The organism is Pseudarthrobacter sp. ATCC 49987, assembly GCF_009928425.1.
Classification (GTDB): Bacteria; Actinomycetota; Actinomycetes; order Actinomycetales; family Micrococcaceae; genus Arthrobacter.
Genome location: NZ_JAABNS010000001.1, coordinates 2,279,258 through 2,298,364, shown reverse-complemented (window position 1 = coordinate 2,298,364; position 19,107 = coordinate 2,279,258). Strand labels below are relative to the sequence as shown.

18 protein-coding genes are annotated in these 19,107 nt (G+C 67.9%); 11 read left to right on the top strand and 7 right to left on the bottom strand.

Features of this window, described 5'->3' with window-relative positions; translation table 11 throughout:
* Positions 1 to 15: 15 nt before the first annotated feature.
* A complete protein-coding gene (locus GXK59_RS10775; protein ID WP_160666669.1) occupies positions 16 to 927 on the top strand; it encodes a TrmH family RNA methyltransferase in 912 nt (303 codons plus the stop codon).
* Between the two features lie 101 nt (positions 928 to 1,028).
* Here GXK59_RS10775 and GXK59_RS10770 read toward each other — a convergent pair whose 3' ends face one another.
* Positions 1,029 to 1,295 carry a GlsB/YeaQ/YmgE family stress response membrane protein gene (locus GXK59_RS10770; RefSeq protein ID WP_160666667.1) on the bottom strand — a complete coding sequence of 89 codons (267 nt, stop codon included), beginning with the start codon at positions 1,293 to 1,295 and terminating at the stop codon, positions 1,029 to 1,031.
* A gap of 283 nt (positions 1,296 to 1,578) precedes the next feature.
* On the opposite strand from GXK59_RS10770, the gene GXK59_RS10765 reads away from it, so the two are divergent.
* Positions 1,579 to 2,499 carry a cation diffusion facilitator family transporter gene (locus tag GXK59_RS10765; protein WP_160669102.1) on the top strand — a complete coding sequence of 307 codons (921 nt, stop codon included), beginning with the start codon at positions 1,579 to 1,581 and terminating at the stop codon, positions 2,497 to 2,499.
* A gap of 77 nt (positions 2,500 to 2,576) precedes the next feature.
* On the opposite strand, the gene GXK59_RS10760 is transcribed toward GXK59_RS10765, so the two are convergent.
* A complete protein-coding gene (locus tag GXK59_RS10760; RefSeq protein ID WP_160666665.1) occupies positions 2,577 to 3,785 on the bottom strand; it encodes an MFS transporter in 1,209 nt (402 codons plus the stop codon).
* 172 nt (positions 3,786 to 3,957) lie between these two features.
* Between GXK59_RS10760 and GXK59_RS10755 the strand changes: the two genes are divergently transcribed.
* The 4 genes from GXK59_RS10755 (at position 3,958) to GXK59_RS10740 (ending at position 7,347) form a co-directional block, all read left to right on the top strand.
* Positions 3,958 to 4,434, top strand: coding sequence for a (deoxy)nucleoside triphosphate pyrophosphohydrolase (locus tag GXK59_RS10755; RefSeq protein WP_160666663.1), 477 nt, complete (start codon positions 3,958 to 3,960; stop codon positions 4,432 to 4,434).
* A gap of 80 nt (positions 4,435 to 4,514) precedes the next feature.
* Positions 4,515 to 5,660, top strand: a complete 1,146-nt coding sequence (locus tag GXK59_RS10750; RefSeq protein WP_160666661.1) for a Re/Si-specific NAD(P)(+) transhydrogenase subunit alpha — start codon at positions 4,515 to 4,517, stop codon at positions 5,658 to 5,660.
* Positions 5,660 to 5,977, top strand: a complete 318-nt coding sequence (locus tag GXK59_RS10745) for an NAD(P) transhydrogenase subunit alpha (protein ID WP_160669101.1) — start codon at positions 5,660 to 5,662, stop codon at positions 5,975 to 5,977. Before GXK59_RS10750 ends, GXK59_RS10745 begins: the two co-directional genes overlap by 1 nt.
* The gene (locus GXK59_RS10740; protein ID WP_160666659.1) at positions 5,974 to 7,347 is read left to right on the top strand and encodes an NAD(P)(+) transhydrogenase (Re/Si-specific) subunit beta; all 1,374 of its coding nucleotides are present in this window, start codon (positions 5,974 to 5,976) and stop codon (positions 7,345 to 7,347) included. Before GXK59_RS10745 ends, GXK59_RS10740 begins: the two co-directional genes overlap by 4 nt.
* Here GXK59_RS10740 and GXK59_RS10735 read toward each other — a convergent pair.
* Complete coding sequence (locus GXK59_RS10735; RefSeq protein WP_160666657.1) at positions 7,344 to 8,522, bottom strand: Rv2578c family radical SAM protein; 1,179 nt, start codon at positions 8,520 to 8,522, stop codon at positions 7,344 to 7,346. The genes GXK59_RS10740 and GXK59_RS10735 overlap by 4 nt on opposite strands.
* Positions 8,523 to 8,630: 108 nt before the next feature.
* Here GXK59_RS10735 and pcp point away from each other — a divergent pair, with 108 nt between their 5' ends.
* Complete coding sequence (gene pcp / locus GXK59_RS10730) at positions 8,631 to 9,272, top strand: pyroglutamyl-peptidase I (protein ID WP_160666655.1); 642 nt, start codon at positions 8,631 to 8,633, stop codon at positions 9,270 to 9,272.
* A 6-nt stretch (positions 9,273 to 9,278) separates the two neighbouring features.
* On the opposite strand, the gene GXK59_RS10725 is transcribed toward pcp, so the two are convergent.
* From GXK59_RS10725 to GXK59_RS10715, 3 genes are all read right to left on the bottom strand, one after another.
* Positions 9,279 to 10,241 carry an IS481 family transposase gene (locus GXK59_RS10725; RefSeq protein WP_160663676.1) on the bottom strand — a complete coding sequence of 321 codons (963 nt, stop codon included), beginning with the start codon at positions 10,239 to 10,241 and terminating at the stop codon, positions 9,279 to 9,281.
* A 114-nt stretch (positions 10,242 to 10,355) separates the two neighbouring features.
* Positions 10,356 to 10,994, bottom strand: a complete 639-nt coding sequence (locus GXK59_RS10720) for an SIMPL domain-containing protein (protein ID WP_160666653.1) — start codon at positions 10,992 to 10,994, stop codon at positions 10,356 to 10,358.
* Positions 10,995 to 10,996: 2 nt separating this feature from the next.
* Positions 10,997 to 11,500, bottom strand: coding sequence for a hypothetical protein (locus tag GXK59_RS10715; RefSeq protein ID WP_237393857.1), 504 nt, complete (start codon positions 11,498 to 11,500; stop codon positions 10,997 to 10,999).
* A gap of 308 nt (positions 11,501 to 11,808) precedes the next feature.
* Between GXK59_RS10715 and pheS the strand changes: the two genes are divergently transcribed.
* From pheS to GXK59_RS10695, 4 genes are all read left to right on the top strand, one after another.
* Positions 11,809 to 12,870 carry a phenylalanine--tRNA ligase subunit alpha gene (pheS, locus tag GXK59_RS10710; RefSeq protein ID WP_160666651.1) on the top strand — a complete coding sequence of 354 codons (1,062 nt, stop codon included), beginning with the start codon at positions 11,809 to 11,811 and terminating at the stop codon, positions 12,868 to 12,870.
* Positions 12,871 to 12,872: 2 nt separating this feature from the next.
* On the top strand, positions 12,873 to 15,416 hold the full coding sequence (gene pheT, locus GXK59_RS10705; protein WP_160666649.1) for a phenylalanine--tRNA ligase subunit beta: 2,544 nt from the start codon (positions 12,873 to 12,875) through the stop codon (positions 15,414 to 15,416).
* A gap of 5 nt (positions 15,417 to 15,421) precedes the next feature.
* The gene (locus tag GXK59_RS10700; RefSeq protein WP_160666647.1) at positions 15,422 to 16,120 is read left to right on the top strand and encodes a 4'-phosphopantetheinyl transferase family protein; all 699 of its coding nucleotides are present in this window, start codon (positions 15,422 to 15,424) and stop codon (positions 16,118 to 16,120) included.
* Between the two features lie 849 nt (positions 16,121 to 16,969).
* Positions 16,970 to 17,650, top strand: a complete 681-nt coding sequence (locus GXK59_RS10695; RefSeq protein WP_160666644.1) for a DUF4166 domain-containing protein — start codon at positions 16,970 to 16,972, stop codon at positions 17,648 to 17,650.
* 41 nt (positions 17,651 to 17,691) lie between these two features.
* Here the strand turns inward: GXK59_RS10695 and GXK59_RS10690 are convergent, their stop codons facing one another.
* Positions 17,692 to 19,074 carry a M1 family metallopeptidase gene (locus tag GXK59_RS10690; RefSeq protein WP_160666642.1) on the bottom strand — a complete coding sequence of 461 codons (1,383 nt, stop codon included), beginning with the start codon at positions 19,072 to 19,074 and terminating at the stop codon, positions 17,692 to 17,694.
* Positions 19,075 to 19,107: the final 33 nt, after the last annotated feature.

Genomic DNA, 19,107 nt, shown 5'->3' with positions numbered 1-19,107 from the left:
CACTAAGGTTCTTGTATGAACGAAACCGGGCGCCCGCAAGACTTTCCACTTTCCAATCCTCGAGCTGATCGGGTGAGGAAGGTGGCACAGCTTGCCGGGCGCCCGGCCCGTTTAAAGCGCCGCGAGTTCCTGGCGGAGGGGCCGCAGGCGGTCCGGGAAGCCCTTGTCCTCCATCAGAAGAGGATCGCCGCGGGGCAGCCCGGCATCGTCTATGAGGTCTACGCGAGCGAGTCCTGCCTGGACCGGCACCCGGACCTGGAGACGCTGGCGGAGGGCACCACCGCCTACCTCGCCACCGACGAAGTACTCGCCGCGATGGCGGACACGGTCACCCCGCAGGGCATTCTCGCGGTCTGCGGCTTCCTGGATGTCAGCCTCGAACAGGTGCTCGACGCCGGCCCGCGGCTGGTTGCCGTGTTGTGCGAGGTCCGCGACCCCGGCAACGCCGGCACCGTGCTGCGCGCCGCCGACGCGGCCGGCGCAGACGCCGTCGTCCTGACGGCGTCCAGCGTTGACATCTACAACCCCAAGGCCGTGCGGTCGACGGCGGGATCCCTTTTCCACCTGCCCGTGGTCCTCGGCGCCGGGATCGAGGAGACCGTGGCCCGCTGCAAGGAACGCGGCATCGGCGTGCTGGCCGCCGACGGCTACGGCCAGCTCAACCTGGACCGGCTGCAGGACCAGAACGCCGCCCGCCGGCTGGGCGCACCGGCCCAGGATGCCGGGTATGCGCTGGAGAACCCGACAGCGTGGCTGTTCGGCAACGAGGCCCAGGGCCTGTCCGAGGAGGAACTCGCGCTGGCCGACCACCGGGTGGCCGTACCCGTGTACGGCGCTGCCGAGAGCCTCAACCTCGGTACCGCGGCGACCGTTTGCCTCTACGCCAGCGCCCGTTCGCAGCAGGACGGCGGAATGCCGCAAAGCTAGCCTCACGGGACCGCCCACCGGTCCCCTGTATGAGCAAAAAAGTACGGCGGGGGTCCACCGAAAGGTGGGCCCCCGCCGTCGTACCTGTGCAGTTAAGTTGCCTAAGTTGTCTTGTTCCGTCCCGTGATTGCGCCGTAGACGCCGGCAACCACCAGGCCGCCGACAATGGCCAGGATCCAGGAACCAAGATTCCAGAATTCCATCTTGCCGCCGCCGAACAGCAGGTCGCCGATCCACCCGCCGACAACTGCACCGACAACGCCGAGCACGAGGCTGGTGACCCAGCCGCCGCCGACCTTGCCAGGCATGATTGCCTTAACGATTGCACCTACTATGAGTCCGAGAATGATCCAGCCTAGAAAGCCCATTACTCCTCCTACATATTCGTCGGCATCCAAATGGTGGATCCCGATTATGGCTTCAAGCTAACATAGGCGGGTTTGCTTGTCAGCAGGATCACCCCCAATCGTTACCTGCCCTGTGACCTGCAGTGTTGCGTGCCAGCCGGGCCGCCCGGCCCGCGACGTATCGTGCTGTGCGCGGGGGCTGTCTGCGGTGCCTCGGGCGGGATGATAGCGGGTACGGTATTCCTTGTGGGCGCAGGAACCGGCCGGAGTCCACCACCCGGTCGAACCCCTAAGGAGAAGCTCTCTGGCTGCAAATGGCGGTACCAAGGCGATTGTTGCAGCGCTTGCTGCCAACCTGACCATCGCCGTCCTGAAATTCGTCGCGTATTTCCTGACGTTTTCCTCATCAATGCTGGCCGAAGCGATCCACTCGCTCGCGGACTCCGGCAACCGGCTCCTCCTGCTCGTGGGCGGCAAGCGTGCCCAGCGGGCGGCGAGCCCGGAGCACCCCTTCGGCTACGGGCGCGAGCGTTACATCTACGCCTTCATCGTCTCGATCGTGCTGTTCAGCGTGGGCGGCCTGTTTGCCCTGTACGAAGCGTGGGGAAAGCTCCAGCACCCGCACGCCATCGAGGGTGCGTTCTGGTGGGTGCCGCTCGCCGTACTTGTCGGCGCCATCATCGCCGAGTCCTACTCGTTCCGGACCGCGATCATCGAATCCAACCACATCCGCGGCAAGCAGACCTGGGTCAGGTTCATCCGCAGTGCCAAGCAGCCGGAGCTTCCCGTCATCCTGCTCGAGGACTTCGGCGCCCTCCTGGGCCTGGTCTTCGCGCTCTTCGGCGTGAGCCTGACCCTCCTCACCGGAAACGGAATCTGGGATGCCCTGGGTACCGCGATGATCGGCTTCCTGCTTGTGGCCATCGCCGCCGTGCTCGCCATCGAGACCAAGTCGCGGCTGCTCGGTGAATCAGCCACCAAGGACGACGTCGCCAAGATCCGGGCGGCCATCGAATCCGACGGCACCACGATCATCCACCTCAAGACCCTGCACCTGGGCCCGGAGGAACTGCTGGTCGCAGCCAAGATCAGCATCGGCCGCTCCGATACGGGCCAGGAAATCGCCCAGGCGATCGACGGCGCCGAGACACGGATCCGCGCGGCTGTTTCGATCGCCCGGGTCATCTACCTGGAACCGGACGTGCAGCGCGTCAGCGCACCGTAACCGGTGCCGCCCTGGCCCGGCAAGGGTCCGGCCGGGCACAGACACGAGGGCCCCTGGTCCGGCAGCCGCAGCGCGGGCTACCGGACCAGGGGCCGCTTGCGTTCCACGAGTCCGCTGACGAGGGCGACCCCGAGGCCAAGGACGGCCAGCACGGCCCCGACGAGGGCGGGCGCGACGTAGCCCCAGCCCCATGCGATCACGAGGCCGCCGAGGAAAGCACCCAGGGCGTTGGCGACATTGAGGGCCGCATGGTTGAGCGAGGAGGCCAGCGAGGGGGCATCCGGGGAGGCATCCAGCAGCCGGGTCTGCAGGGCCGGGACCAGCAAGGAGCCTGCGCCGCCCACGACGAAGACCATCACGTACGCCGACCACGGCCAGTGCACGGCCACGGCATAGACCACGAGCGCCACGGCAATGCCGGGCAGTACCCAGTAGATCGTTCCCATCACGGACTTGTCCGCGATCCGGCCGCCAACGATGTTGCCGGCCACCATGCCCAGGCCGTAGAGCGCGACGACCAGCGGCAACCAGGCCGCGGGGATGCCCGCCACGGAGGTCATGGTGTGGGCGATGTAGGTATACGTGGCGAAGAAACCGCCGAAGCCGACGATGCCGATCAGGATCGCCAGCCAGACCTGGAGCCGCTTGAGGGCGCCCAGTTCGCGGCGGAAGCTCGCATCGGCGTGCGGCTTCTGGAACGGCAGGAACTTCCAGAGCATCACGAGGGTGAGAATGCCGATCACGCCCACCAGCAGGAACAGCAGCCGCCAGCCATACGTTTGCCCCACCCAGGTGCCGAAGGGGACGCCGATGACGTTGGAGACGGTCAGCCCGGCCATCACCATCGAAATGGCCCAGCCGCGCTTGGTCGGGGCGACCAGTGACGCCGCGATCACGGCTGCAACGCCGAAGAAGGCCCCGTGGGGCAGCCCGGCAGCGAAGCGGGACACCAGCATGGTGCCGTAGTCCGGGGCGATGAAAGAAGTGAGGTTTGCGATGCTGAAGAACAGCATGAGCCCCAGGCCAAGATACTTCCGCGGCATTTTGGCGCCGACGGCGGCCAGCAGCGGCGCTCCGATCACCACACCGAGTGCATAGGCCGAGATCAGGTGGCCGGCTTCCGGGGTGCTGATGTTGAGCCCCTGCTCCACCTCCTTGAGCAGGCCCATCATGGTGAACTCCGTGGTGCCGATGCCGAATCCGCCCATGGCAAGGGAAATGATGGCAAGGGCAAGATGGCGGGTGCCGGTCTTCGGCGTGGCCGGGGCTTGTGCGGTGGTTGTCATTCGTCTGCTTTTCGGTGACGTTCCAGGCTGGAGCCAGGAGAATGCGGCAAGATAAATCGGATTTGTGGTCTGGTTTGTCTAACCGGGCGGGCACGCCCGGTATTCCGGGTCCTCGCCGATGGCGGCCCCTTCCATTCTCCCCTAAGCGAGGGCCGCCCCTAGACTTAGGGGCGTGACTGGACTCATCAGCGTCGTAGGCGGCGCCGTACTGGATTCCCTGGCCGCCCCCGGCAGGATGCTGGTGGCGCGGCGGACGGCGCCCCCGCAGTTTGCCGGCATGTGGGAGTTCCCCGGCGGCAAGGTCGAGTCCGGCGAGACGGCCGAGCAGGCCCTGCACCGCGAGCTGCTCGAAGAACTTGGAGTGAGTGTGCGTCTGGGCGCCGAACTGGACAGTGGATCAGCGGACGGCGGATCCGCGGACGGCTGGCCGCTTAACGAGCGCGCCGCGATGCGGGTGTGGTTCGCGGAACTGCTCGACGGCGTACCCCACCCCCTGCAGGACCACGATGAACTGCGCTGGATCAACATCCGGAACCGCGACGAGGTACTGGCCCTGCCCTGGATCCCGGCTGACCTGCCGATTGTCGAGGAACTGCTGGACCGGCTACAGGTCCCGGATTTCAACGCCGTGCCCGCCAACCGGGGCTGAGCTCCCGGCGGGCGCGGCTCCACCTCTCGCCAAAGCGTTGCGCATGTGACTACGCTGAAGCGAATCGAGAGGAGCAGCCCGTGCGGGTCGGTGTCAGGCGGGAGCAACGAGCAGGGGAGCGGCGGGTTGCCGCCACGCCGGAAACGGTGCAGCAACTCATGGCTCTCGGCCTGGACGTGGCGGTGGAGAGCCATGCGGGCACCGCGGCCGGGTACGGGGACGCCGCCTTCGCCGCAGCCGGAGCGTCGATCGTTCTCGAACTGCCTGCCGAATCGCTGGATGTCCTGCTGCACGTCCGCCCGCTCGAACCGGAAACCGCCGCCGGGCTCCGGCCCGGAACCATCACCATCGGGTTCGCCTCCCCGGGCTCGGAACTGCCCGGCGTGGGCGCCCTCGCCGCCGCGGGGGTGACCTCCTTCGCGCTTGAGTTGGTGCCGCGCATCTCCCGGGCCCAGTCGATGGACGCGCTCAGTTCGCAATCGCTGGTCTCCGGCTACCGCGCCGTTCTGGAGGCGGCCCTGCGCTACCCGAGGTTCTTCCCGCTCTACATGACGGCCGCCGGAACGATTCCGCCCGCACGTGTGCTGGTCCTGGGCGCCGGCGTCGCCGGGCTGCAGGCGATCGGCACCGCGAAACGCCTGGGCGCGCGGGTCTCCGCCAACGACATCCGGGCAGCCTCCGCCGACGAGGTTGCCTCGATGGGAGGCACGTTCATCCACCTGGACCTCGACAGCCAAACAGCGGAGGGAAGTGGCGGCTACGCCCGTGAGCTGGGCGAGGACCGGGCCAAACGCCAGCGCGCACTGCTGGCCCCGCATGTTGCCGCTGCGGACGTCCTGATCACGACGGCGGCCATCCCCGGCCGCGCGGCTCCCCTGCTGGTGACGGCCGGGATGGTGGCCGGCATGCGGGCGGGTTCGGTCGTCGTCGACCTTGCGGCGGAATCCGGCGGCAACGTCGAAGGAGTCATTGCGGGGCGGGACCTCCAGATCCCGGTCGACGGCGGTTCCGTCACCCTGGTGGGCCTGCAGGACGCCGCCTCCGCGATGCCTTCCGATGCTTCCCGTCTATTCGCCAAGAACGTCGCGAACCTCCTGGCCCTGATGACCGCCGACGGCAAAGTTGTCCCGGACTTCGACGACGAAGTGGTTGCCGGCGCCTGCCTGACCCACGGCGGCTCCGTCCGGCATGCCGCCACCGCCGAAGCACTGGAGGCCCTCACATGATGGATCCGATCACGCTGCTCACGGTGGTGGTGCTCGCCGTCTTCGTCGGCTTCGAAGTCGTCTCCAAGGTGACGAGCAAGCTGCATACCCCGCTGATGTCCGGTGCCAACGCCATCCACGGCATCATCCTGGTTGGCGCCATCATCGTGGCCGGCCAGGCGGATGACCCCTGGCTACTCACGGTCGCCCTCATCGCAGTGGTGCTGGCAACGGCCAACCTGGTCGGCGGCTTCGTCGTCACGGACCGGATGCTGGAAATGTTCGGCAGCCGGCAGCCTGCCCGGCGCGGTGCCGGCGCGGGGGAGGACGGCACATGAGCATCCTTGGCCCCGGGTGGACGTCCCTGTTCTACCTCGTGGCCTCCGTCTGCTTCATTCTTGCGCTGAAGGGCCTGAGCTCACCGCGGACCGCCCGGCGGGGCAACGCCATCGGAGCTGCCGGCGCCCTCGTGGCCGTGGTCACGGTGTTCCTCTCCGTGAAACTGGAGAACATCCCGCTGATCCTCGCCGCCATCGCCGTCGGGTCCGCCGTGGCCGTTCCGGTGGCCCGGCGCGTGCAGATGACCCAGATGCCGCAACTTGTGGCCTTGTTCAACGGCGTTGGCGGCGGGGCCGCTGCGCTGGTCGCCGTGCTGGAACTCGGCCACGGCGCCGACCCCTGGGTGCGGCTGGCCGTGGTCTTCACCATGCTGGTCGGCGCCGTGTCCTTTGCCGGCTCGGCCGTGACCGTCGGCAAGCTGCAGGAGCTGATCAGCACCCGCCCCCTGCTGTTCCCCGGCATGCCGGTGGTGATGGGCGCCGTGGTGCTGGGAGCCGTCGCCGCCGGCGCCCTCGTGATCGTCACGGGTGCAGCCGGCTGGGCTGTGGCGCTGTTGATTCTGGGCCTGGCGGCGGGACTCCTGCTGGTGCTGCCCGTCGGCGGGGCCGACGTGCCGATCGTGATCTCCCTGCTGAACGCCTTCACCGGCCTTGCGGTCGCAGCCTCCGGTATTGTGCTGGGCAACGTGCTCCTGCTGGTCGCCGGCACGCTCGTCGGGGCCAGCGGCACCATCCTGACCAAGGTGATGGCGTCCGCGATGGGCCGCGGCGTCACCGGCATCATGTTCGGCGCCTTCCGGGGAGGCTCGACGGCGGGATCCACCGTGCAGAGCGACCGGCCGGTGCGCTCCTCCTCGCCCGAGGACGTCGCCGTCCAGCTCGGTTACGCGCAGCGGGTGGTGATCGTTCCGGGCTACGGGCTTGCTGTGGCCCAGGGCCAGCACACGATCGCCGAGCTCGCCATTGCCCTGGCGGCCCGCGGCGTCGAAGTGGTCTTTGCCATCCACCCCGTGGCCGGGCGGATGCCGGGCCACATGAACGTGCTGCTCGCGGAGGCCAACGTTCCCTATGAGGCGCTGAAGGAGCTCGAGGAAGCCAACCCGGAGTTCCCGAACACCGACATAGCACTCATCGTGGGCGCCAACGACGTGGTTAATCCTGCCGCGAAATCCACGCCCGGGGCACCGATCTACGGGATGCCGATCCTGGAGGTCGCGCAGGCCGGTCAGGTGGTGTTCCTCAAACGCTCGATGCGGCCGGGCTTCGCCGGGATCGAGAACGAGCTGCTGTTTGATCCCAAGACCACGCTCCTGTTTGGGGACGCCAAGGAATCGCTCACCCGGGTCCTGGGCGCGGTGAAGGCACTCTAGAACAGGGTGGGCTGGGCAGCCGCCGTGGCGGATCGCGGCCCGGCGGGGAACGCTGCCGCTTCGGGGATGCTGCCGGCGGGGTACTGCGCTTCCTCGTCCCTGGGATCACTGCTGCCGGGATCGCCGCTGACGGCAGTGGCGTTGAGGTCGCGGTGGCTGAAGCCCTGCGATCCGGAGAAGCCATGGCGGGCCTTGAAATACCGGATGCGGCCGGACAGCCAGTCGCGGTACTCCTTGGAGGCGTAGGAGCCCGTGCCGTAAAGCCGCCGGTACTTGCCGGCGAGCTGCGGATGTTCCCTGGCGATCCACTGCATGAACCACTGCCGGGTTCCGGGCTTGAGGTAGAGGGCTCCTGCGGTCACCCCGGTGGCGCCCGCCGCAGCAAGGGAGCCGAACAGGGAATCGAGGGCCTCGTCGCTGTCCGAGAGCCACGGCAGGATCGGCATGGCCATCACCCCGCACGGCAGTCCTGCCTCCCGGAGGCGCGTGATCAGCTTCAGGCGCGCACGCGGACCGGGCGTGCCGGGCTCCACTGCCTCCGAGAGGCGCTCGTCCGTCATCGCCAGCGAGATCCCGACGCCGACGGGAACCTGGGCCGCGGCGTGCTTGAGCAGCGGGATGTCCCTGGCCAGCAGTGTGCCTTTGGTCAGGATGGACAGGGGAGTGCCGGATTCGGCCAGCGCTTCAATGATGCCCGGCATGAGCCGGTACCGGCCCTCTGCCCGCTGGTAGGGATCCGTGTTGGTGCCCAGGGCCACGTGCTGCCGCCCCCATGGGGGCTTGGCCAGTTCCCGGCGCAGGACGTCCGCCGCGTTGATCTTCACCACCACCTGGCTGTCAAAGTCCAGCCCGGCGTCGAAGTCGAGGTAGGTGTGGCTCTTCCGGGCGAAGCAATAGACGCAGGCGTGGCTGCAGCCGCGGTAGGGGTTGATGGTCCACTCGAACGGCATCCGCGAACCGGCGGCTACCTTGTTGAGCACCGATTTGGCGGTGACCTCATGGAAAGTGACGCCGGCGAACTCGGGGGTGGTCACGGAACGCACCAGCCCGATCAGGGGCAGCAGCGCATCGGTGGCGGGGGCGGCCGGGGAGCTGTTGCCTCCGCCGCCAGGGGAACTGCCTTCCGTTGCCCTGTCTCCGGGCGCCGGTGTGAGTGCTTGTGCGTCCCATCTCATGGCTCTATTCGAATGTATGTTCGAGTTTAAGTCAAGGACCCCGCCGCATCAGGACCGCGCACAAGGCGACGCCGGCTGGCCCTCCGGCGGCGTTGTTAGGCTGGGGCCATGATTCTCCTGACAGGGTTCGAGCCGTTCGGCGGCGAAAGCACCAACCCATCCTGGTCCGCCGCACGGGACGCCGCGGCGGAGCTCCGGGCGGAAGGGCTCGATGCGCGGGCCGTCGAGCTGCCCTGCGTCTTCGGGGACGCGATCCGCGTGCTGGAAGCGGCGCTGGAACGGCACCGCCCGGAGCTGGTGGTCTGCGCAGGCCAGGCCGGCGGACGGCCCCGGATCTCGCTGGAGCGGATCGCGATCAACTGCGACGACGCGCGGATTCCGGACAATGCCGGCAACGCACCCGTGGACCAGCCCGTGGCCAGCGGGGGACCCGCGGCCTACTTCAGCACTCTTCCGGTGAAGACGGCGCTCGCGGCCCTTCTCACGGCGGGGATCCCCGCCGAGGTGTCCCAGACCGCGGGCACCTACGTCTGCAACCACGTCTTCTACGGACTGATGCACGCCCTGCGGCTCCGTCCCGGCACCCGGGGAGGCTTTGTCCATGTTCCCTTTGAGCCGGCCCAGCTGCCGGCGGGGAGCAACCAGCCGTCCCTGCCGCTGGCCCAGCTGACCGAGGCGCTCGCCGTCGTCGTCCGCAGCACCCTGGCGACGACCGCGGACCTGAAGATCGCCGCCGGCGCCACGCACTAGCTGTACTCAGCCAGCAGGTTGGTTACATCTGCTGATGGGTGGTCGTCCTCCGAGGGCGCTGTGGTTGCGGCGGTGGTTGTAGAAGTCTAGCCAGCCCGTGAGGGCCTGTGTGCGGTCGTCGCTGGAGTCATAGGCGTTCTTATAGGCCCAGCCTTCCTGGAGAGTGCGGTTGAACCGCTCGGCCTTGCCGTTCTGCCACGGGCTGCGCGGTTTGGTGCGCCGGTGTTTGGCGCCGAGATCCGCGATGGCCGTAGCGAAGTCCGCGGACCGGATGTAGGCCAGGGCGTTGTCGGTCATGACTTCGCGCACCGGTGCCCCGTTCGCGGCCATGAACGCCGCGGCGTTGGTCAGGAACCGGGCGCAGGTCGGCCCTTTCTCGTCGGGCAGGACCTCAACGTAGGCCAGGCGGGAGTGGTCATCCACGGCGACGTGGACGTAGTCGTACCCGATGCCGCGGCCTCTGACGGCTTCGCTGCGGCCATGGACCCGCCAGCCGCCGCCGTTCGCTATGCCGCCGAGTTTCTTGACGTCGATATGCAGCAACTCTCCGGCGGTGTCGCGTTCGTAACGGTGGTCGGTGGCCCGGCCGGCCCGGATGCGTTCGCCGCTGATCGGGTCCAGTTCCCACAACCGGGGCAGCCCGGCCCTGGCGATGATCCTAGAGACCGTGCGGGCCGGGACCTTGCAGCGTTCGGCCAGCTCGACCGGGCCTTCGCGGTGCTTCTCCCGAGCCGCGAGCACGTCCTCGATCTTCGCCTCGGGGGTGGCGTGCGGGCACGAATGCGGGCGTGAGGACCGGTCCTCCATCCCGTCCCAGCCGTGTTCGACATAGCGCTTGAGCCACCGGTGGGCGCATGCGCGGGAAACACCCATTTCCTTCGCCACATGCGCCACGGGACGGCCGCCCAGAAGACGCTGGACAAGGATGCTTCTACCGGCAGGAGTCAGACGGGCATTACGGTGGACCATGAAGACCTCTTAGTCGTTAGGTGTGTGTGGTAACCACCAACCTAAGAGGTCTTCACCCTTTTCAACATGTAACCAACGTCCTGGCCGAGTACAACTAGCGGGGCACGGGCCGGCTCAGCCGAGCAGTTCCCACACGACGCCGACCGTGGCGGTGACGCTCGATTGGCCGGCCTCGACCGTGAGCGACTCCACCGCAGTGGCCCGCTGCATCTTCGCTACCGGGATCGGCGCCGGGTGGCCGGACTGCTGTGCGAGCGAGACCACTTTGCCCAGGGACGTTCCGGCGAGCGACGCGAAGTGCCCGGCCGTCGTGAGGGCATCCTGCCAGGCGGCTTCGCGGGCCCGGGCGGCGACGGCGGCGGGATCGGCAAAGCCGAGCTCCAGCCCGTTGAGCCGGACATCGTTGCCGCCGGCCGCGACCGCTGCTGCGATGACCTCGGACGATGATGCCAGTTCCCTGATCCGGACGCTGAGCATGCTGGACGCCAGGTAGCCCGAGACGACCTGCCCCCGGCCCTCCTGCCAGTTCACCTCGGCGCGGACATTGAGTCCCGACGTCGTGATGCCCGGATCCGCGACGCCGTACCCGCGCAGTGCCGCCGTGATGGCCGCGGAGACACGGCCCGCCTCACCGTACGCCGCGCCGACGTCCTCCCGGCGGCACTCGACGCCGATCGAGAGGGTCAGCAGGTCCGGGGCGGCTTCCGCACTGCCGGTCCCCGTAACGGAGATGGTCCTGGGGCTGTCGGTCATTGTTATGCCTCGTTCCGTTCGGGGACCGCGGAGCGCGTCCCGGTAGTCGCGTTGGATCCGTTGTTGTTTGGACCCGTAGTCGGGGAGCGGCGCCGGGAGCCTGTGCCCGGCTCCGGATAGCCGCCGGCCTGCAGCCCGGCGTGCCGTTCGAAGATATTGCGCGAGCCGGGGTTGCCGGTCCGGACCAGGGACCAGCCCGCGGCGAGGACATACAGCGGCAGGAAGGGAAGGCCCAGGCACCAGGCGTACTGGGTGCAGTGGCGTTCCTCGTGCCCCAGCAGCGCCGGGTTGGCCAGGACTTCGCCGGGACCGGCACGGAAGATCACCACGTTGCCGACCGTGAAGGCCCCGGCCACGGGCAGCCGCCAGCGGTAGCCGGTGGCCAGGAGCAGACCGTGTGGTCCGCGGCGGAGGGCAGTGCGGGCGCAGCCGGCCAGCAACAATCCCAGCGGGGTTGTTGCGTTCAGTACGTTGGCCAGCTGCCGCAGCCGTTGTCCCGGCGTCATGAGGCCATGCTAGCCCGGCGCCCCGCCCTGCGGGACAAGCAGCCGGGACAAGCAGCCGGGACAAGCAGCCGGGAATACGCAGCCGGGGACAAGCAGCCGGGAATACGCAGCCGCGCGGGACGCGGTCCACTGCGGGGCGCCCGGGGAGAAGCGTCACGTTCGGGCACCTGAGTGCGTTCAACTAGACTGAAGGGGAGTGCCCGCCGGAGCCATGTGGCGAGCCCTGCCCTTTGTCAATGCGCGGGTCCCTGCACCTTAGGAAGGTCCCGTGCCGTTGGCATGAACCGACTCGTAGCTAAGAACAGTAGATGACTGAAACTTTGCCGGGCGCCGGCGTCCCGAATCCCCTGGATGAAGCCGCCATCACCGCCGCCGTAGACCAGGCCGTTGCCGCCATTGCCGCCGCCTCCACGCTCGATGAACTCAAGGCCGTGCGCCTCGCGCACACCGGCGAGAAGTCCGCGCTGAGCCTCGCCAACCGTGAAATCGGCGGACTGTCCAAGGACCAGAAGGCCGCCGCCGGCAAACTCATGGGCTCCTCCCGCGGACGCGTCAACAAGGCGCTCGCGGACCGCACGGCCGAGCTTGAGGCCGAGAACGACGCCCGCATCCTGGTCGAGGAGACCGTGGATGTCACGGCAGCTCCGCGCCGCCGTCGAGCCGGTGCACGCCACCCGCTGTCCACCCTGCAGGAACGCGTCGCGGACATCTTCGTTGGCATGGGCTGGGAGATCGCCGAGGGCCCCGAGGTCGAGTCCGAGTGGTTCAACTTCGACGCCCTGAACTTCAAGCCGGACCACCCCGCCCGCGAAATGCAGGACACCTTCTTCGTGGAGCCGCCCGAGGCCCACCTGCTGATGCGCACCCACACCTCCCCGGTACAAGTCCGCTCCATGCTGGAACGCGATCTGCCCATCTACGTGCTGTGCCCCGGCAAGGTGTTCCGCACCGATGAGCTCGACGCCACACACACCCCGGTCTTCCACCAGTTCGAGGGCCTCGCCATCGACAAGAAGCTCAGCATGGCGGACCTCCGCGGCACCCTGGAGCACTTCGCGCGCCAGATGTTCGGCGACGAGGCCCAGATCCGGCTGCGCCCCAACTACTTCCCGTTCACCGAGCCGTCCGCCGAGCTGGACATCTGGCACCCGGGCGCCAAGGGCGGCCCCAGCTGGATCGAATGGGGCGGCTGCGGCATGGTCAACCCCAACGTGCTCCGCGCCGCGGGCATCGATCCGGACATCTATTCAGGTTTTGCCTTCGGCATGGGCATCGAGCGGACCCTCATGTTCCGCAACGAGGTCGGCGACATGCGCGACATGATAGAAGGCGACGTACGTTTCAGCGAGCACTTCGGGATGGAGATCTAACAGTGCGTATCCCACTTTCCTGGCTGCGTGAATTTGCGCAGGTACCGGCCGGGGCAACGGCCGAAGACGTGATGGCAGACCTCGTCAAGGTCGGCTTTGAAGAAGAGGCAGTCCACCGGCCCACGGACACCCTGCAGGGCCCCATCGTGGTGGGCCAGGTCCTGAGCATCGTCAAGGAACCCCAGACCAACGGCAAAACCATCAACTGGTGCCAGGTCCGGGTGGTCCCCGAAGGACAGCAGCAGAGCCTCACCGGCGAGGGCATCGACCCCTCCGGCGTCCAGGGCATCATCTGCGGCGCCCATAACTTCGTGGAAGGCGACAAGGTGGTGGTCACCCTTCCCGGTGCCGTGCTGCCCGGCGACTTCCACATCTCCGCACGGAAGACCTACGGCCACCTGTCCGCCGGCATGATCGCCTCCGTGCGCGAGCTCGGCATCGGCGAGGACCACGACGGCATCCTGGTGCTGTCGAGGATCGGGCTGGACCCGGAAATCGGCACCGACGCCATGGAGCTGCTGGGCCTCTACGACCAGGCCGCCGAAATCAACGTCACCCCGGACCGCGGCTATGCGTTCTCCATCCGCGGGGTGGCCCGCGAGTACGCGCACGCCACCGGCACGTCCTTCACCGACCCGGCCGCCAGGGTCCAGGCACCCGCGGGACTGGCCGGCGGCTTCGGCGTAAAGCTCAACGACGGCGCCCCGATCTACGGCAAGCCCGGCTGCGACCGTTTTGTGGCCCGCACCGTCCGCGGCGTCGACGCCACGAAGCCCACGCCCCCGTGGATGACCTCCCGCCTCCGGCTCGCCGGCATCCGCTCGATCTCGCTGCCGGTGGACATCTCGAACTACGTCATGCTGGAACTCGGCCAGCCCACCCACTGCTACGACCTGGACACCCTGTCGGGCGACATTGTGGTCCGTCGGGCGTCGGCCGGTGAAAAGATCACCACGCTGGACGGCAAGGAACGGACGCTCGACGTCGAGGACCTCCTCATCACCGACGGTTCCGGTGCGATCGGCATTGCCGGTGTGATGGGCGGTGCCGCCACCGAGGTGTCCGGTGCCACCACGAACGTCCTCGTGGAGGCTGCGCACTTCGACGAAGTGTCCATCGCACGCTCCCGCCGCCGCCACAAGCTCCCGTCCGAGGCCTCAAAGCGCTTCGAACGCGGCGTTGACTGGCAGGTGGCCGGCGTCGCCGCCCAGCGGGTTGTTGACCTCCTGGTCGAGCTTGCCGGGGGCACCGCCGTCGCCGAGGGGACCGACGTCGGCACCGCACCGGACGCCGTCGCCGTCGAACTGCCCGCAGCCTTCGCCGCGGAACGGATCGGCATCGACTTCACCGAGGACCAGATCCTCACCTCGCTCCAGGACCTGGGCGCCGTCGTCGTCCGGAACGCCGGCGGGTACACGGTGACGGCGCCGAGCTGGCGGAACGACCTGGAAACCAAGGAAGACCTGACCGAGGAAATCGCACGGCTGGTCGGTTACGACCAGATCCCGGCGTCCCTGCCGGTGGCACCCCCGGGACGCGGGCTGACCCGCGTCCAGCAGCAGCGCCGGCGCCTGGTCCAGGCCCTGGCCGCGTCAGGACTCACCGAGGTCCTCGCGTACCCGTTCGTCTCCAAGGCCGCCAATGACACCTTCGGCGTTCCCGCGGCAGGAACGCCGCGCAAGGCACTCAAGCTGGCCAACCCGATCAGCGAGGAGCAGGGCTACCTGCGCACCTCGATCCTGCCGGGCCTGATCGAGGTCGCCAAGCGCAACCACTCACGCGGCTTCCGCGACCTGGCCCTCTTCGAGGCCGGCCTCGTGTTCCTGCCGGGCGACACGCTTGGCACGGCCACGATCCCGCCGCTCGGTGCCAGGCCCAGCGATGAAGTGCTGGATGGCCTGTACGACGGCGTCCCGGACCAGCCGCTGTACCTCGCCGCGGTCCTCACAGGACACGACTCACCGGCCGCCGCCGGCCACACGCCCCGGGCCTGGGACTGGGCCGACGCAGTTGACATCGCCTGGATCGCCGGCGACGTGCTCGGTGTTGAGATCGTCATCAGCCAGGGCCAGCACCAGGCCTTCCACCCGGGACGGGCCGCCCAGCTGGCGCTCCGCACCGGCGAGGTCCTGGGCTTTGCCGGCGAGCTACACCCGAAGCTGCTTGCCGCGCACGACATGCCCGCGCGTTCGGTGGCAGTCGAGTTCAACGCGGACGCCCTCTTCGAGGCCGCCGCCGACGTGATTGTCGCCCGGCACATCTCCACGTACCCGGTGGCCACCCAGGACGTCGCCCTCGTGGTGCCGCAGGACATCCCCGCGGAAGACGTGCTGGCCGCACTGCGCGAGGGAGCGGGCGGGCTGCTCGAGGACGTCGCACTCTTCGACGTGTACGCGGGCAAGGGCATCGAGGACGGCAAGAAGTCGCTGGCTTTCAGCCTGCGCTTCCGTGCCGATGACCGCACGCTGACCGCCGACGAGGCATCCGCGGCCCGCGAGAGTGCCGTGGCCGTTGCCCACGAGCGCTTCGGAGCAGTCCAACGCTAAAGCCGATGGGGCACAGAGGGACACCCGCCGTCGCCGGAATCACCGTCCGGTCCGTTCGTCTTGCCGACGTCGGACCGGAGGGCGGGGCCTTCCTTGATCCCGCGGAACGCGCGCGTGCCGCGGACATCACGGATCCGCCGGCCCGGCTGGACTTTGTGGCCGGCCGGATCGCGCTGCGCGATTTCGCCGCCGGGATCCTCTCGGTGCGACCCGGGGAACTGACGGCTGACTATTCGTGCCCGGATTGCGGAACCGGCCCGGAGCTGGACCACGGCCGGCCCGGCTACCGGCTCCACGGTGCGCCAACCGGCCTCAGCCTGAGCCTTTCCCGCAGCCGCGGCTGGGCCCTGCTGGCCGCCGGCCGCGCTGTTGGTCCTGGCAGCGCCGGGGCAACAATCGGCATCGACCTGGAGCACAGCTCGGGAGCGATGTTCCCCGGGTTCGACGACGTCGCCCTCACCCCAGCGGAACGCCAACTGCTCACCGAGCTGCCTCCGGACCAGGCGGACTACTGGCGGACAGCCGTGTGGGCACGGAAGGAGGCCCTGCTGAAGGCCCGCGGGACCGGACTGCGGCTGGACCCCTGCTCGGTCGAGGCCTTCCCGGAGCCCGCCGACGGCAATGTCCTCTTTGAACTGGACACCGCTGCCCTGGGTCTGCCGGCAGGATTTGCCGCCGCACTCGCCGTCGTCGGCACGGCCTGACATTGTTGCTATCGAGTGTCGCTCTGCACATTATGATGCTGCAGTGGGGGAAAATTTGAGCAGGGAAGACTCTGCTACACGCCGGCCGATCTACGTTGAGGTCGCTATCCGGGCACCCATGGAACGGGTATGGAACCTTAGCCAGGACCCGGCGCTGCACCCCCGCTGGGATCTTCGATTCTCCCGAATTATCCCCACCGGGCGAAACGATCAGGGACTCCTGCATTTCCGCTACGAGTTCCGTCTTCCTTTACATGTCATCCAAGGGACCGGGGCATCCCTGGGGCACCGGTATCGATCCGATGGGCAGGCCACATCGGTCCTGAAATTCGACACGGCCGACCCGGTGTCGCCCATAGGGCAAGGATCCGGATACTGGCGCTACATCCCGGCAGAGGATGGTGTTCGGTTCATCACGGGGTACAACTATCAGCCCGGACTGGGCTCTCTCGGAAAACCCCTCGATTTCTGGCTATTCCGCCCGGCTCTGGGTTGGGCGACTGCAATAAGCTTTGACCGCCTGAGGATGTGGGCGGAGTCGGACCTTGATCCGAAGGACTCCCGCAATCGGTGGTTCATGGACGCCATGGCCAGGGCAGGCGGCGTTCTGACCGCCTGCATCCTGCTCCGCCGGGCTGTGGCCGGACGAACCCCGGGCCCCGCCGTCCTCGGCCTGACCGCCGCTACGGCCTCGTGGCTTCTCCCGGCCCACTGGACAGTACCCAGGGCGGGACGCTGTCTGCGGCGGTCGCCGGACTCACGCTCCGGACGTGCTCCGTCCGCCCTTGCCGGGCTGGCTGGACCGGCTGGACCGGGTCTGAGCGCCGAGTCGGGAGGGCAGGAGCAGCCGTGACATCAATTTTCGAGTCGGCGCTGGGGAGCGACTTCCACAGGCTCCACCCAATGCTGCAGAAGCGCTTCGGCGTGGACACGGCTGCAGGGTATGCGTGTGTCGGACGCGGGATCTTTTCCGAAGTCCGCCGCGGGGCCTGGTGGACAGTCCCATTCTTGCAGTTGGGGGGCCACCGCAACATCCTCTTTCCAGACCAGGGAAAGGACATCCCGTTCACGATCGAGAATTACCCCTACCTTGATGGGTTCGGCCGGCCTACGGTCACCTTCGTCAGAACCCTTGAACTGCCCGGACCAAAGCGACGGCGCTTCGACGCCACCATGGTGCAGAGCAAGAATGGTGGGATCGTCGATTATCTCGGCACCCACCAGCACCTGGCTACGGACCTCGCCCTGGAGGTTTTGGCCGATGGATCGCTGCATCTGCAATCAGGGGCTCAAAGGTTCTACGAAGGCTTCGCAGCATTCGAGTTTCCCGCGATCTGCACAGGCACGGCAGACCTGTATGAGAACTTCGATGATGCCCGTGGGGTGTTCACGATCCAGATGCAGGTCCGGAACCCACTCCTCGGATTTCTTTTCGGCTACCGGGGCGAGTTCACGTGCACGTATCCGGACCTTCGCGACGACGCAATCCCGGAGCATCTCAAACCCCTGAGGGAAGAAAGCCGCGAATAGAAGCCACGGGACCCAGGGGCGTCGCTCAAATAGTTCATGTGCTAGCCGAGAGGCAGCGGCGGCAGGGCTTCCTGGTACAGCCAGGGATGCAGCACGGCCTCGGTGTCGAGGCCGGTCGCGTGGTCCGCGGTGAGGATGAACTGCGGCGTTGAGACGGAGCCATGACGGTTCTGGCTTGCCCACTCATGCAGCAGTGAGAAAAAGGCAAGGTCCCCGCAGCGCAGCCGGAGGGCATGCAGTGCCAGGGCGCCGCGCTTGTAGACCCGGTCATCGAACATCAGCTCCGGCCCGGGGTCGCCCACCAGCAGGTCCTGCTTGCCGGCGCTGAGCTTCCGCCAGGCGGAGGCAGCCCGCCGGGCCACCGACATGACGCCGGCTTCCTCGGACCAGATCCATTCGGCGTAGCAGGCAAAACCCTCGTGCAGCCAGATGTCCTTCCACGAGGCCGCCGTCAGCGAGTTCCCGAACCACTGGTGGGACAACTCGTGGGCGATGAGCCGCTGGGACTCCCAGTCCGGCTCCAAATGGTTGGGACCGAAGATCGACAAGCTTTGCGCCTCCAGCGGTATCTCCAACTCGTCCCCGGCCACCACAACGGTGTACTCGGCGAAAGGGTACGGGCCGAAGCAATCGATGAAGGTGCGCATCATCTCGGGCTGCCTCGCCAGCACCGCACGGGCCGTGTCTGCCAGCGCCGCCGGCACCGCCGCGTACTGGGGCACCTGCGTCGCCGGATGGACGGGATTGAGCGACAGGAGTTCGTAGCGGCCGATCTGGACTGTGGCGAGGTACGTTGCCATGGGTTCGGACTGCTCATAGACCCAGGTCTCGCGGCTGGACCGGCTGGTGCGGGCAATCAGGATCCCGTTGCACACGGCCCGGTAGTTGGCGTCCGTGGTCACCGAGATCCGGTAGCTGGCTTTGTCCTGCGGGTGGTCGTTGCAGGGGAACCAGGAGGGCGCGCCGTTCGGCTGGCCCGCCACGAGCACGCCGTCGGTCAGTTCCTCCCAGCCCACTTCGCCCCACAGGCCGCGGCGGGGAGAGGGGTTGCCCTCATAGCGGATGTCCAGGGTGAATTCCTCGCCCGGCAACAGGGCGGCGTCGGGGACGATGACGAGCTGGTCGGCGCGCTGGCTGAACTTGCGCACCCTCCGACCGCTGAGCTGGATCTTGGTGGCCCGGAGCCCGGTCAGGTCAAGCACGACGGCCGACGTCGGGCGCTGCGTGATGGCATGCACCACGGCCCTCCCGGTCAGGCGGTTGCTGCTGAGCTTGTAGTCCAGCTCGAGTTCATAGCGGGTGACCCGGTAGGCATCGGTGCCATGGCCGGGCAGGTACGGATCCGGGGAACCGGCGGCGTCGTCCGAGGGCAGGCCGCCTCCGGTGCCGGCTGCGGCAGTGGGACTCTGGGGGCTGGAACTCATAAACCGGCCTTCGGGATTGCAGGTGCGTGATGG

Coding starts and splice junctions, on each gene's coding strand:
- GXK59_RS10775 (WP_160666669.1), top strand. CDS start 16: ATGAACGAAACCGGGCGCCCGCAAGACTTTCCACTTTCCAATCCTCGA.
- GXK59_RS10770 (WP_160666667.1), bottom strand. CDS start 1,295: ATGGGCTTTCTAGGCTGGATCATTCTCGGACTCATAGTAGGTGCAATC.
- GXK59_RS10760 (WP_160666665.1), bottom strand. CDS start 3,785: ATGACAACCACCGCACAAGCCCCGGCCACGCCGAAGACCGGCACCCGC.
- GXK59_RS10745 (WP_160669101.1), top strand. CDS start 5,660: ATGGATCCGATCACGCTGCTCACGGTGGTGGTGCTCGCCGTCTTCGTC.
- GXK59_RS10740 (WP_160666659.1), top strand. CDS start 5,974: ATGAGCATCCTTGGCCCCGGGTGGACGTCCCTGTTCTACCTCGTGGCC.
- GXK59_RS10735 (WP_160666657.1), bottom strand. CDS start 8,522: ATGAGATGGGACGCACAAGCACTCACACCGGCGCCCGGAGACAGGGCA.
- pcp (WP_160666655.1), top strand. CDS start 8,631: ATGATTCTCCTGACAGGGTTCGAGCCGTTCGGCGGCGAAAGCACCAAC.
- GXK59_RS10725 (WP_160663676.1), bottom strand. CDS start 10,241: ATGGTCCACCGTAATGCCCGTCTGACTCCTGCCGGTAGAAGCATCCTT.
- GXK59_RS10720 (WP_160666653.1), bottom strand. CDS start 10,994: ATGACCGACAGCCCCAGGACCATCTCCGTTACGGGGACCGGCAGTGCG.
- GXK59_RS10715 (WP_237393857.1), bottom strand. CDS start 11,500: ATGACGCCGGGACAACGGCTGCGGCAGCTGGCCAACGTACTGAACGCA.
- pheS (WP_160666651.1), top strand. CDS start 11,809: ATGACTGAAACTTTGCCGGGCGCCGGCGTCCCGAATCCCCTGGATGAA.
- GXK59_RS10700 (WP_160666647.1), top strand. CDS start 15,422: ATGGGGCACAGAGGGACACCCGCCGTCGCCGGAATCACCGTCCGGTCC.
- GXK59_RS10690 (WP_160666642.1), bottom strand. CDS start 19,074: ATGAGTTCCAGCCCCCAGAGTCCCACTGCCGCAGCCGGCACCGGAGGC.